Genomic DNA, 11,586 nt, shown 5'->3' on the forward strand with positions numbered 1-11,586 from the left:
GGGCTGGGAGCCTCCCGCATCCGACCTCCGGGGCTCAGCGCGTCGAGCCCAGCCCGCGGTTGACGGCCACCTGATACAGCGTCACGGACGTCGCGATGCCGGCGTTGAGCGACTCGACCGCGGAGCTCATCGGCACAGAGACGATCTGGTCGCACGTCTCGCTGACGAGACGCGACAGGCCCTTGCCCTCGGAGCCGACGACGACGACGAGCGGCCGGTCGGCGAGCTCGAGGCCGGGCAGGTCAACGTCACCGTCCATGTCGAGGCCGATGACGAAGAAGCCCGCCTTCTTGAACTCCTTGAGCGCGGCCGTCAGGTTGCTCGCCTGCGCGACGGGGATGCGTGCCGCGGCGCCCGCCGATGTCTTCCACGCCGACGCGGTCATGCCCGCGCTGCGACGCTGCGGGATGACGACGCCGTGGCCGCCGAACGCCGCCGTCGAACGCACGATGGCGCCGAGGTTGCGGGGATCGGTGATGCCGTCGAGCGCGACGACGAGCGGCGTGCCGGGCAGTTCGGGGTCGATGAGGTCGCTCGGATGCGCGTACTCGTACGGCGGCACCTGCAGCGCGAGGCCCTGGTGCACCGCGCCGTCCGTGAGCCGATCAAGTTCACCGCGCGGCGTCTCGAGCATCGCGACGCCCTGCTCCTGCGCGATCTTGAGCGTCTCGCGCACGCGGTCATCGGAGTCGATGCGGCTCGCGACGTACAGCGTCGCGGCAGGCACGCCGACACGCAACGCCTCGAGCACCGAGTTGCGCCCGGCGATGATCTCGCTCGACGTCCGGTCGCGGCGCGCACCGCTCGAACGTCGCGCGTTGGGCGCGTTCTTGGCGGCGCCGGAGCGCTGCGCCGACTTGTACGCCTTGTGGTTCGGGCGCTCCTCCGCGCGCGGCGTCGGGCCCTTGCCCTCGAGCCCGCGTCGGCGCTGACCGCCGCTGCCGGTCGTCGCGCCCTTCTTCGACGCTCCCTTGCGGATCGCACCGCGGCGCGATGAGTTGCCTGGCATCAGTCGTTGTCCTTTCGACCCGTACGCGCCACGCTCCAGCGGGCGCCGTCGGGGGTGTCTTCGACCACGACGCCGGCGTCGGCCAGCTGGTCGCGGATGATGTCTGCTGTCGCGAAGTCCTTCGCCGCACGTGCGGTCTTGCGTTGCTCGACGAGAGCGTCGACGAGCGCGCCGAGCGCACGCTTCGTCTCGTCACCGCCGGCCGATCCGTTGCCCGACCACTTCGGGTCGAGCGGGTTGACGCCGAGGACGTCGGTCATCGCGGCGACCTGCAGCGCGAGCTCTTCGACGCGCCGCACATCGGCCTCGTCGATGGCGGTGTTGCCCTCGCGGATGGCGTCGAAGCACGCTGCGAGCGCGCCGGAGACGTTGAGGTCGTCGTCCATCGTCGCGACGAACGCCTCGGGCAGTTCGACGTCGGCGAGGTCGGCGCTCGTCAGGACGGCGTCCTCGCCGAGGGCGCGACGCAGGAAGCCCTCGATGCGCTCGACGGCGGCATTCGCTTCCGCCAGCGAATCGGACGTGTACTCGATCGTCGAACGGTAGTGCACCGAGCCGAGGTAGTAGCGCAGCACGAGCGGACGCACCGTCTTCGTCAGCTCCGTGACGGACAGCGTGTTGCCGAGCGATTTGCTCATCTTCTCGCCGCTCAGCGTCACCCAGCCGTTGTGCATCCAGTAGCGCGCGAAACCGAGACCTGCGGCGCGTGACTGCGCCTGCTCGTTCTCGTGGTGCGGGAAGCGCAGGTCGATGCCGCCGCCGTGGATGTCGAACGTGTCACCGAGCCAACGACGCGCCATCGCGGAGCACTCGAGGTGCCAGCCGGGGCGCCCCTCACCCCACGGCGTCGGCCAGTTCGCGGACGCCGGCTCGTCGGCCTTGCGGCCCTTCCACAGCGCGAAGTCGCGGGGGTCGCGCTTCGCACGCGGGTCGGCGTCAGCGGCGTCTTCCATGTCGTCGAGCTTCTGCCGCGTCAGCGCGCCGTACTCGTCGAAGCTCTTGACGTCGAAGTAGACGTCGCCCGAACCGTCGGCTGCCGGGTAGGCATGGCCGCGTTCGATGAGCAGTTCCATGAGTTCGACCATGTCGGTGACGTGCCCTGTCGCGCGCGGCTCGTACGTCGGTCGCTGAACGCCGAGGATGTCGAGCGCGTCGCTCGTCTCACGTTCGTGAAGGTAGCTCCACGCGAACCAGGGCTCCCCCGCCTCCGCGGACTTGCGCAGGATCTTGTCGTCGATGTCGGTGACGTTGCGCACGAGCGTGACGTCGTAGCCGTGACCGCGCGTCAGCCAGTTGCGCAGCACGTCGAACGCGACGGCGAAGCGCAGGTGACCGATGTGCGGCGAACCCTGCGTCGTCAGCCCACAGATGTAGATGCCGACCTTGCCGGGCTCAACTGGTTCGAAGTCGCGCAGTTCGCGCGTGGCGGTGTCGAAGATCTGCAGGCTCACGCCGCACAGTCTATCGGCGACGCGCAGCCCTGACGCCCCGCCCGAGCGCCTGCCCACCATCGAGCGGCGCAGCGTCGATCAGTGGCTCAGGAGATCCACTGCTGCCAGGTGAGGTTCCAGTCGCCCTCGCCGTTCGTCACGGAGACGGGGTTGTTCGTGCCCTTGGAGACGAACAGGTTGCCGGGCAGCACCTTGTCGTAGAACCACTTCGCGTCGGCGGCCGACAGGTGGAAGCATCCGTGCGATGTGTCCGCCTTGCCGATGAGGTCGTCCCAGGGTGCGGCGTGCAGGTAGGTGCCCGATTCGGAGACCTGAACGGCGTTGTTGATCTGCTCGTCGTAGTAGTTCGCCTCGCCGGGCGTGCAGGAGATGCCGACGCTGCACGACGTCATGCGTACCGTCCGCTCCTTGCCCGTCACGACCATCTTGCCGGTGAGGCTCTCGAAGCCCTTCTTGCCACCACCCGACTTCATGACGCGGGTGACCTTGCCACCCTCGCTGACGGTGACCTCGTGCGTCGCGGGGTCGTACACCGCCTCGAGGTCGGAGGTGACGTCGAAGCCGACGTCACCGAGCGTGCCCGCGCCCCAGGTCTGGCCGATCGGCATGCCCTGGATCGAGCCGGTGACAGTGACGCTGTCGCCGACCGGCCACTTGTTCTTCGGGCGGTAGTCGAGGCGCGTCGGGCTGACCCAACGCCACGCGCCCTCCACATTCGCCGTGTCCTTCACGGTGAACCGCTTGGCGACCTCGGCGCGCTGCGCCTGCGGCACGGCCTGGCTGAACGTCAGCACGACCGGCTGAGCGTTGCCGACGTTCGAGCGCTTGAACGGCGTGACGGCGTAGAGGCCGGTCGTGCTCGCACCGTTTGCGGCGGCGAGGAGGGTCCGCGAGTTCGTCGCGCTCTGCCCGTCCGAGGTCTCGGCCGTGGCCGTTACGGTGTACGAGCCGCTCTTGGTCAACAGGCCGGCCGGCGTCCAGGTGCCCGCGCTCGCGTCGTAGTTGCCCTCGACGCTCTTGCCCGCCGCGTCGGTGACGGTGACGTCCGTGACCTGTGCCGGGCTCGAATCGGCGCCCTTCGCACTCACCGTCACCGGCTGCGACAACCCCAGGGGCGAGCCCTGGGCGACGTTCGAGGCGATGGTGATGGTCGCCGCAGGCGCGGCACTCGACGAACTCGTCGACGACCCGGGCGATTCAGCGCCCGAGTGCGTTCCCGACGCCGAACCCCCAGCGCCCGACGACACGTTCGCCGCGGGCGCCGAGTGATTCGCGTCCGAGGAGCATCCGGCGCCGACGGCCCCCAGCGTGATGACGCCGACCAGGATCGCCCCGGTGTGCACGAGGCGACGATCGGGGCGGGTGTGGGCGAGGGGCAGGCTCGATGGGCGACGCATCCTCCCAGTCTGCGCCACGTCCGTCGAACCACCGCGCAGGAACACGCGGGTCACCCTCGGATGCTCACTGCTCGGACCCAGCTCCGATCGTGGCGCCCTCGGCCGCGATGCTCGTCGCTTCACCGTGGCCCGTCAGGACGGTGGTGTGGCCCGGCAGCGTGAACAACGACGCGCGGATCGAGGCGAGCAGCGTGTCCTCGTCCGAGTACGACCGACCGGTCGCACCGGGGCCGCCCTGGAACAACGTGTCGCCCGTGAACACGACGTCGAGCGCCTCGAGGTACAGACAACACGCGCCCGGCGCATGCCCCGGGGTGTGGATGACGCGCAGGGTGGCCCCTGCGACCCGCAGCTCGTCCCCGTCGCTCAGCGACTCGTCGGGCGCCCAGTCGTACGTCATGTCCCACAGCACGCGGTCGCCCGGGTGCAGGTGGACGGGCGCACCTGTCGCGGCGCGCACGTCGGCGGCGGCCGTGATGTGGTCATTGTGGGCGTGCGTGCACACGATGGCAACGACCTCGCGGCCCGCGACGCCGTCGAGGATGGGCGCCGCCTCGTGAGCCGGGTCGACGACGATCACCTGCTCGTCGTCGCCGATGAGCCAGACGTTGTTGTCGACGTCCCACTTACCGCCGTCGAGCTCGAAGGTGCCGGAGGTGACGACGCGTTCGATGCGCAGACCGCCGTCGGCGACGACGACTTCCGGGCCCGCGGGGGCGCTCACAGTTCCACCACCGAACGCAGCACCGAACCCTCGTGCAGCTTCTCGAACGCCGACTCGACGGCGTCGATGCCGATGCGCTCGGTGACGAAGGCGTCGAGGTCGAAGCGGCCCTGCTTGTAGAGGGCCACGAGCGCCGGGAAGTCGCGCTCGGGCAGGCAGTCGCCGTACCAGCTCGACTTGAGCGCGCCACCGCGACCGAAGATCTCGATCATCGGCAGTTCGATCTTCAGATCGGGCGTCGGCACGCCGACCATGACGACGCGGCCGGCGAGGTCACGGGCGTAGAACGCCTGCTCGTACGTCTCGGGGCGTGCGACGGCGTCGATGACGACGTCGGCGCCGAACCCGCCGGTGAGTTCGCGGATCTTCTCGACGGCGTCGACGTTCTTCGAGTTGATCGTGTGGGTCGCGCCGAACTTCTTCGCCGTCTCGAGCTTCGCGTCGTCGATGTCGACGGCGATGATGCGCGCCGCACCGGCGATCTCGGCACCGGCGATGGCCGCGCACCCCACCCCACCGCAGCCGATGACGGCGACGGACTCACCGCGTTCGACCTGGCCGGTGTTGGCGGCCGCACCGAACCCGGCCATGACGCCACAGCCGAGCAGGCCGACCGCGGCTGCGTCGGACTCCTCGACCTTCGTGCACTGGCCGGCGGCGACGAGAGTCTTGTCGATGAACGCGCCGATCCCGAGAGCGGGCGTCAGCTCCGTGCCGTCCTCGGCCAGCGTCATCTTCTGCGTCGCGTTGGCCGTGTCGAAGCAGTACCAGGGCTGACCCTTCTTGCACGCACGGCACTCGCCGCACACGGCGCGCCAGTTGAGCACGACGAAGTCGCCGACCTCGACGTTCGTCACGCCCTCGCCGATCTTCTCGACGCGCCCGGCCGCCTCGTGGCCGAGCAGGAACGGGAACTCGTCGTTGATGCCGCCGTCGCGGTACGACAGGTCGGTGTGGCAGACGCCGCACGCCTCGACGTCGACGACCACCTCACCGGGGCCGGGGTCGGGCACGACGATGTCGACGAGTTCGACCGGGGCGTTCTTGCTGCGGGCGATGACGCCCTTGACCGTCTGGGACATATCGAAAGATCTCCTCGTGTGGAAGGTGGCTCGACGGGTCGGTGCACCGCTTCGAGGTGGCCTCGGCGCATGTGCCCGACTTTGGTTCCAATGTAGTGCCCGGCGCTGACAACCCCGTCATCACAAGGGTTTCGACGCCCCGAGGCGGGGAATCAGGAAGCCGCCGTCACGGCGTGACACAGCTCGAACGGGTGACGCCTCAGGCGCGCGGCACGATGAGCGCGGTCGCGATGGCCGCGATTCCCTCGCCTCGGCCCGTCAAGCCGAGCCCGTCGCTCGTCGTGCCGCTGACCGAGACGACCGCGCCGCCGAGCGCATCCGAGAGCGCGGCCTGGGCCTCGTCGCGACGCGATCCGATCTTGGGGCGGTTTCCGACGATCTGCACGGCGACGTTGCCGATCTCGTACCCGGCCTCGCGCACGAGGCGCGCCGTCTCGGCGAGCAGCGTCACGCCGCGGGCGCCGGCGAGTTCGGGGCGGTCGACGCCGAAGTGCTGCCCCAGGTCGCCCAGCCCGGCAGCCGAGAAGAGCGCGTCGCACAGGGCGTGCGAGGCGACGTCGCCGTCCGAGTGACCTTCGATGCCACGCTCCCCCGGCCATGTCAGACCTGCGAGGGACAGCTCCCGCTCGTCGTCGGCGAGCGGGTGGATGTCGACACCGATCCCGGTGCGCGGCAACGACATCGACACCGGCGACTCAGGCCGACCGGACGATGAGACGGGGTGCGTCATGACTGACCTCTCGGGTGGGTGTCGGTGACCTCGCCGGCGACGGCATCGTCCGCGGCGAGCAGGTGCTCGGCCAGCACCATGTCGAGCGGCGTCGTCACCTTGAGGGCGAGATCGTCACCGGCGACGACGACGACGTCCGCTCCTGCGAGCTCGACGAGCGCGGCGTCGTCGGTGGCGTCGGCGCCGCAGGCGTGGGCCGCGAGCAGCGCCGAGCGCCGAAAGCCCTGCGGCGTCTGGATCGCGCGCAACGCGGCGCGTGCGGGAGTCGACGCGACGACCGTCTGTGCCTCTCGCGCCTCGACGAGCTTGATCGTGTCGACGACGGCGACGCCCGGCACGACCGCGTCAGCGCCGTCGTCGAGGGCCGCCAGCACCCGAGCCACGAGCGACGGCGGCGCGAGGCACCGCGCTGCGTCGTGGACGAGAACGGCGTCGCACGACGCATCGAGCGCGGCAAGGCCCGCCCGCACCGAGTCGCTGCGCTCCGCGCCGCCGCCGACGCGCGTGACAAGGGTGGGGTCGAACTCGGCGAGAGCCTCGTCGAAGTCGCTCTCGTGCGTCGCCGGAGTGACGACGACGACGTGCGACACGCCGCCCGCCGCGAGGATGCGGCGGACGGCGTGCGTCACGAGGGGAGCCCCCCTCAGGGTCACGAGCGCCTTGGGTCGGCCCGCCTTGAGACGGGTGCCGAGCCCGGCGGCGACGACGACGGCTCCGGCGTTCAGGACGCGAGGACCTCGTCGAGCGTGGCTTCGGCCTTGTCCTCGTTCGTGTGCTCGGCGAGCGCCAGCTCGGAGACGAGGATCTGGCGGGCCTTGGCGAGCATGCGCTTCTCGCCGGCGGACAGGCCGCGATCCTGGTCGCGGCGCCACAGGTCGCGCACGACCTCGGCGACCTTGATGACGTCACCGGAGGCAAGCTTCTCGAGATTTGCCTTGTACCGGCGCGACCAGTTGGTCGGCTCCTCGGTGTGCTCGGCGCGCAGCACCTCGAACACCTTCTCGAGGCCGGCCTTGTCGACCACGTCACGCACGCCGACGAGGTCGCAGTTCTCTGCAGGGACTTCGATGGTCAGGTCGCCCTGAGCCACGTTGAGCACGAGGTACTGCTTGTCCTCGCCCTTGATCTTGCGCACCTTGATCTCTTCGATCGTGGCGGCTCCATGGTGCGGGTAAACGACGGTCTCGCCGACTTTGAATTCCATGTGGTAATAGCCCCTTTCGCGACCCCAAGAATACCACGCAGCCGCGCCATTCCGGGCAAAACGACGGCGTCTCCAACCTCGCCACCGGTCCATAGCACACCCCGATGAGGCCCCCTCGCAGGTGCGTGCGGTGCGCGACACGCGGCGAACGGCGAAAAAGTTGTGTGTCGATTCGGTCACCTCTGCACCCGGTGCGCGCATGCGCGCGGCGGTGGCGATACTCTTGGGCACGTGACGCGACGAATCATGAACCCCCAGCGCCGCCGCGCAGGCGTGCTTCTTGCCGCCGTGACGCTCGGCGCCACCCTGACCGGCTGCGGCCAGGTCATCAACCCGTACACGACGGAGCTGCAGTACGACCCCGCTGACGGTGTCTCTGCCACGGTGGGCGACCTCAAGGCCGTCAACCTGCTCATCGTCAACGACGACAAGACGCACAAGGGTGCTCTCGAGGGCCTCGTCTACAACAAGGCGAACGAAGATCGTCAACTGACGCTCTCCGTCGCGGGCACCGACACGCAGGTCACCGTTCCCGCAGGCCAGAGCGTGCGCCTCGACGGCAAGGCGAACGGCAACGGCTCCGCCAAGGTCAGCCCCGTCGAGGTCGCCTCGATCGGCGACTCGAAGCCGGGCGACCAGATCGACATGACGCTCAAGGCCACGCCCGGCGGCTCGACGCAGGTCGCCGTCCCGGTCGTGCTCGACCAGTACCCGTACGGCTCAGCCTCGGTCGAGCACGCCGAGGACGTCGAGCCGAAGGAGGGCCACGACGTCGGCATCAGCGAATCGACCCCCGCCCCCACGGGCGAGGAGGAGAAGGGCACATCCGTCACGAGCCACTAGTGTTCGCGTCCCACGCCTGACGAAGGCCGGCATCCTGCGCGGGATGCCGGCCTTCGTCGTGCGCCGGGGGTGCGGGTGGTACGCAGGGTCCTCCGCGTCAGGCCTCGAGCTTGTAGCCGAGCCCACGCACCGTCAGGATGTGCTGTGGCAAGCCGGGGTCGGGTTCGATCTTGGCGCGCAGGCGCTTGATGTGGACGTCGAGGGTCTTGGTGTCACCGACGTAGTCGCTGCCCCAGACGCGGTCGATGAGCTGCATGCGAGTGAGGACGCGCCCCTCGTTGCGCATGAGCATCTCGAGCAGTTCGAACTCCTTGAGCGGCATCGCGACGCCCTTGCCCCCCACAGTGACGACGTGACGTTCGACGTCCATCGCCACACGCCCGACGACGAGCTCGTCGCTCTCGCCCGCCTCCGCCTCGCCGCGGCGGCGCAGAACGGCCTTGATGCGCGCGAGCAACTCGCGCCCGGAGTACGGCTTCGTCACGTAGTCGTCGGCGCCCATCTCGAGGCCGACGACCTTGTCGATCTCGCTGTCCTTCGCCGTCAGCATGATGATGGGCACGCTCGAGCGGCTGCGCAGCTCGCGGCACACGTCGACGCCCGACATGCCGGGCAGCATGACGTCGAGCAGGACGAGGTCCGCGCCGCCGCGCTCGAAGGTGTCGATGCCCTCTGGTCCGGTGGCTGCGACGAAGGCCTCGTAGCCCTCCTTCTTCAGCATGTACGCGAGCGGTTCCGAGTAGGACTCCTCGTCCTCCACGATGAGAATGCGGGTCACTGGACTTCCTTCGTCGGGGCGCCGCTCGTCGCGAGCACCGGGCGGGCTGAGCGGGTGAGGGGCGCGTCGGGGTCGGCGAGGTGGTGCTCGCGCTCGGCGCTCCAGCAGGGGAACTGCATCTCGAACGTCGAACCTACGCCCGGTTCGCTCCAGACGCGGATGCGGCCACCGTGGTTGGCGCACACGTGCTTGACGATGGCGAGCCCGAGCCCGGTTCCGCCGGTCTGACGGGAGCGTGCGGGGTCGACACGGTAGAAGCGTTCGAAGATACGCTCCACGTCGGCCGCGGACAATCCGATCCCCTGGTCGGTGACCTGCACGGCCACATCGTCGTCGTCGGTCGTGACGACCACGGAGATCCGCGTGTCCGCCGGCGAGTAGTTGACGGCGTTGCTCACGAGGTTGCGGATGGCCGTCGTCAGCAGGTTCTCGTCGCCGAGGACGACGTGCGATTCTTCGTCGGCGCGCAGCAGCACCTCGATGTTGCGGCTCTCGGCGAGCAGCCGTGTCTCCTCCGTCGCGCGGACGGCGCACTCGCCGAGGTCGACGGGCTTGGCCGCGGCGACGGTGTCGGCGCCCTGCAGGCGCGACAGGTCGACGATCTCCTGCACGAGGTTCGCGAGGCGCACCGTCTCCGTCTTCATGCGGCCGGCGAAGCGCGCGACGGCCTCCGCGTCGTCCGCGGCGTCCTCGACGGCCTCGGCGAGCAACCGCAACCCGCCGACGGGCGTCTTCAGCTCGTGCGAGACGTTGACGACGAAGTCGCGGCGCGTCTCCTCGATGCGACGCGCCTGCGTCCTGTCCTCGACGAGCACGACGACGAGGTCGTCGTTGAGGGGGGTGACGCGGACGCCGAGGTCGACGCGGGCGTCGTCGATCGGGCCGCGCGGCAGGTCGAGGTCGCCTTCGACGGTGCGGCGTTCGCGACGTGCGAGGCGCACGACCTGCTTCATCTCCTCGTGCCGCAGGTCGACGTCGCGCACGAGTCCGAGGGCGGAGGCGTCCTCGCTCGAGGCGACGACGCGGTCAGAACGGTCGACGAGGAGCCAACCCGAGCGCAGCAGGCGCAGTAGGCGCGCGGCGTCCTGCGACAGCATGCGCGGCACGAGGTCGGTCGTCGACGCGGCAGGGGTGTCGATCAGGCTCGGCGCGGCCACGGCTGTCGCCGCGCCCCTCGTCTCCCCTTGCGGCGGTCGTTCGGGACGCCGACCGAGCGCGTATCCCCCGCCCAGGGCCAACGGAGCGGCGACGGCTGCACCGGCGGCGAGGGCGAGGAGGTCTGACACAGAGCAAGGGTACGCACACCATGACCGCGGGCGGCGCCCTGAGCGCGGGCGCCTCGCACATGTCGCCGGATGTTCACCTTCGCGCTTGTCTTCGTTCATGGGGTCATGGAAACGTCTGCTGGGAACCACCGCAGGGTGGTCATCCGCCATGCCTGCACGCGCTCCACGGAGCCAGCCTGAGGAGGACGCGAATGCGCGACGCATTCCACGAGGATCTCGACAAGATCTCCGACCAGCTCGTCACGATGACGACGATGGTGGCCACCGCTCTCGAGCGCGCCACCACCGCCCTGCTCGAGGGCGATCGCACCGTCGCCGAGAGCGTCATCGCCGCCGACGACGACATCGACACGCTGCGCCGGGAGATCGACGACCTCGCCGTCGACCTGCTCGCTCGCCAGCAGCCCGTCGCAACCGACCTGCGCATGGTCGTCACGGCGATGCACATGAGCTCCGACATCGAGCGCATGGGCGACCTCGCCCGTCACATCGCGAAGGTCGCCCGCATGGCGGCCCCGAACCTCGCCATCCCCGACGACATGCGCCCGATCATCGCCGAGATGGCGGCCGTCGGTCAGCGTCTCGTCAAGGCGACCGGTGATGCGATCTCGTCCAAGGACGTCTACGCGGCCGTCGAGATCGGCCGTATCGACGACGCGATGGACGAGCTGCACAAGAAGGTCTTCACGACGCTGCTCGACAACTGGCAGCATGGCATGGAGGCCGGCGTCAACGCGACGCTGCTGTCGCGCTACTACGAGCGCTTCGGTGACCACGCCGTGGCCGTCGCCGACCGCATCGTGTACCTCGTGACGGGTCGCTACGGCAACCCGGACGAGGGCCTCTCGCGCGACGCGCGCTGAGGATCAAGCTCGTCGTCGCGGGGCTGGGGCCCGAGCTTGCGAGGCCAGCCAGCTCCAGCGTCGGCGAGCGTTGACGAAGCGCGCAAGAGGAAACGCGCGCTGAGGATCAAGCTCGTCGCCGCGGGGCTGGGGCCCGAGCTTGCGAGGCCAGCCAGCTCCAGCGTCGGCGAGCGTTGACGAAGCGCGCAAGAGGAAACGCGCGCTGAGGATCAAGCTCGT

General features: G+C 69.6%; 12 protein-coding genes. 2 read left to right on the forward strand and 10 right to left on the reverse strand.

The window, feature by feature from the left end; all coding sequences use genetic code 11:
- Window positions 1-34: 34 nt before the first annotated feature.
- The 8 genes from rlmB to J4Z35_RS12460 all read right to left on the reverse strand — a co-directional run bounded on the left by rlmB (window position 35) and on the right by J4Z35_RS12460 (window position 7,597).
- Window positions 35-1,009, reverse strand: coding sequence for a 23S rRNA (guanosine(2251)-2'-O)-methyltransferase RlmB (gene rlmB, locus J4Z35_RS12425; protein ID WP_006946440.1), 975 nt, complete (start codon window positions 1,007-1,009; stop codon window positions 35-37).
- Window positions 1,009-2,460: a cysteine--tRNA ligase gene (gene cysS / locus J4Z35_RS12430; protein ID WP_038569313.1), complete on the reverse strand. Its 1,452-nt coding sequence runs from the start codon at window positions 2,458-2,460 to the stop codon at window positions 1,009-1,011. The genes rlmB and cysS overlap by 1 nt, the downstream gene beginning before the upstream one ends.
- Window positions 2,461-2,546: 86 nt before the next feature.
- Window positions 2,547-3,911 (reverse strand): Ig-like domain-containing protein, encoded by a 1,365-nt coding sequence (locus tag J4Z35_RS12435; protein WP_074040787.1) that lies wholly within the window; start codon window positions 3,909-3,911, stop codon window positions 2,547-2,549.
- Window positions 3,912-3,921: 10 nt separating this feature from the next.
- Window positions 3,922-4,581 (reverse strand): MBL fold metallo-hydrolase, encoded by a 660-nt coding sequence (locus tag J4Z35_RS12440; protein WP_074040786.1) that lies wholly within the window; start codon window positions 4,579-4,581, stop codon window positions 3,922-3,924.
- Window positions 4,578-5,663, reverse strand: a complete 1,086-nt coding sequence (locus J4Z35_RS12445; protein ID WP_006946443.1) for an S-(hydroxymethyl)mycothiol dehydrogenase — start codon at window positions 5,661-5,663, stop codon at window positions 4,578-4,580. The genes J4Z35_RS12440 and J4Z35_RS12445 overlap by 4 nt, the downstream gene beginning before the upstream one ends.
- Window positions 5,664-5,862: 199 nt before the next feature.
- On the reverse strand, window positions 5,863-6,393 hold the full coding sequence (gene ispF, locus J4Z35_RS12450) for a 2-C-methyl-D-erythritol 2,4-cyclodiphosphate synthase (protein ID WP_006946445.1): 531 nt from the start codon (window positions 6,391-6,393) through the stop codon (window positions 5,863-5,865).
- Window positions 6,390-7,118: a 2-C-methyl-D-erythritol 4-phosphate cytidylyltransferase gene (gene ispD, locus J4Z35_RS12455; protein WP_050786570.1), complete on the reverse strand. Its 729-nt coding sequence runs from the start codon at window positions 7,116-7,118 to the stop codon at window positions 6,390-6,392. Before ispD ends, ispF begins: the two co-directional genes overlap by 4 nt.
- Window positions 7,115-7,597: a CarD family transcriptional regulator gene (locus tag J4Z35_RS12460; protein ID WP_006946459.1), complete on the reverse strand. Its 483-nt coding sequence runs from the start codon at window positions 7,595-7,597 to the stop codon at window positions 7,115-7,117. The genes ispD and J4Z35_RS12460 overlap by 4 nt, the downstream gene beginning before the upstream one ends.
- Window positions 7,598-7,828: 231 nt before the next feature.
- Here J4Z35_RS12460 and J4Z35_RS12465 point away from each other — a divergent pair, with 231 nt between their 5' ends.
- Entirely contained in the window at window positions 7,829-8,440 is a 612-nt protein-coding gene (locus J4Z35_RS12465; RefSeq protein ID WP_006946420.1) for a hypothetical protein, read from the forward strand.
- Window positions 8,441-8,537: 97 nt separating this feature from the next.
- On the opposite strand, the gene J4Z35_RS12470 is transcribed toward J4Z35_RS12465, so the two are convergent.
- Window positions 8,538-9,218: a response regulator transcription factor gene (locus J4Z35_RS12470; protein WP_006946427.1), complete on the reverse strand. Its 681-nt coding sequence runs from the start codon at window positions 9,216-9,218 to the stop codon at window positions 8,538-8,540.
- Window positions 9,215-10,504, reverse strand: coding sequence for an ATP-binding protein (locus tag J4Z35_RS12475; protein ID WP_259878432.1), 1,290 nt, complete (start codon window positions 10,502-10,504; stop codon window positions 9,215-9,217). Before J4Z35_RS12475 ends, J4Z35_RS12470 begins: the two co-directional genes overlap by 4 nt.
- 191 nt (window positions 10,505-10,695) lie before the next feature.
- On the opposite strand from J4Z35_RS12475, the gene phoU reads away from it, so the two are divergent.
- The gene (gene phoU / locus J4Z35_RS12480) at window positions 10,696-11,367 is read left to right on the forward strand and encodes a phosphate signaling complex protein PhoU (protein ID WP_115297011.1); all 672 of its coding nucleotides are present in this window, start codon (window positions 10,696-10,698) and stop codon (window positions 11,365-11,367) included.
- Window positions 11,368-11,586 lie beyond the last annotated feature (219 nt).

This window comes from Dermacoccus sp. NHGro5, from assembly GCF_017565385.1.
Lineage (GTDB): Bacteria > Actinomycetota > Actinomycetes > Actinomycetales > Dermatophilaceae > Dermacoccus > Dermacoccus nishinomiyaensis.

Excerpts from the sequence above, each read along its gene's own strand:
- rlmB (WP_006946440.1), bottom strand. The coding sequence starts at position 1,009 with ATGCCAGGCAACTCATCGCGCCGCGGTGCGATCCGCAAGGGAGCGTCG.
- J4Z35_RS12445 (WP_006946443.1), bottom strand. The coding sequence starts at position 5,663 with ATGTCCCAGACGGTCAAGGGCGTCATCGCCCGCAGCAAGAACGCCCCG.
- ispF (WP_006946445.1), bottom strand. The coding sequence starts at position 6,393 with ATGACGCACCCCGTCTCATCGTCCGGTCGGCCTGAGTCGCCGGTGTCG.
- J4Z35_RS12460 (WP_006946459.1), bottom strand. The coding sequence starts at position 7,597 with ATGGAATTCAAAGTCGGCGAGACCGTCGTTTACCCGCACCATGGAGCC.
- phoU (WP_115297011.1), top strand. The coding sequence starts at position 10,696 with ATGCGCGACGCATTCCACGAGGATCTCGACAAGATCTCCGACCAGCTC.